This is a genomic window from Bacillus sp. 05T31 (genome assembly GCF_056396725.1).
The window spans coordinates 1-1028 of the sequence record NZ_JBFTMA010001050.1; the positions used below are offsets into that span (position 1 = coordinate 1).

Below are 1028 nucleotides of genomic sequence, written 5' to 3' on the forward strand. Positions count from 1 at the left end.
CAACCGTTCAACCTAAGCCRAAAAACTTACCAATCGCAATTGTRAATGAGGATCAAGGAGTAGAAATTCCGAATCAAGCTAAAATGAATATGGGGCAAACAATTGTTGATATGATCAAAAAAACATCAAAAACAGATGAAGAACCTGCGGTAAAGTGGGTAGAAGTAAAAAATAAGGAATCAGTTCAAAAAGGTTTAAATAATCAAGAGTATTATGCAGCGTTAGTTATTCCGAAAGAATTTAGCGCAAAACAAGCATCATTACGAACACCACAGCCATCTTCGCCAGAGGTAGAAATATTCATAAATCAAGGAATGAATACAGCGGCATCAACTATGGCAGGGCAAATATTAAATGGTGTAGTTGATAATATGAACAATACTGTTCGTACTGAGCTATTAGACGGATTGAAAGCAAAAGGAGCTACTTTAACAGCAGATCAAGCTTCAAATTTAGTAACACCTATTACAAAGAAAGTGACAAATGTAAATGCAATTGGAAAAAATAGTGCAAACGGTAACTCGCCAATTTCTTTATTCCAACCGTTATGGATTGCAAGTTTAGCGAGCGCAGCAATCATCTTTATTGCGATTAGTAAAATGCCAGTAGGTTCACGAAAAGAAAACTTTGTATTGAAAGTAAAACAAATAGTAACGGGAGCAGTTGCGGCACTAGTAATTGGGTTTGGTCTTACATGGATAGCAGATGGAATGGTAGGATTAAATATTTCGAATTTCACGGATACGGCTTTGTTCTTATCCATTACATCGTTTAGTTTCTTCTTAATGATTTCTGCAGTACTTTCATTAGTTGGATTAAAGGGAATCGGGTTATTTGCACTGTTACTTTTCTTTGGTGCACCGCTATTGGCGCTAGCGCCTGAAATGATGTCTCCATTTTATCAAGACTGGATTTACTCCTGGTTACCGATGCGATTTATGATAGAAGGGCTAAGAGAAATTTTCTTCTTCGGAAAAGGATTAAGCTGGAATACACCAGTTACTGTCCTCGTTTGGATTGGTGTGGTA

The 1028-nt window shown here is 36.9% G+C and carries 1 protein-coding gene; it reads left to right on the plus strand.

Annotated elements, in window-relative coordinates:
• The coding region (locus tag AC1DJR_RS31215) for a YhgE/Pip domain-containing protein (RefSeq protein ID WP_477004386.1) at positions 1-1028 on the plus strand (1028 nt) is incomplete at both ends.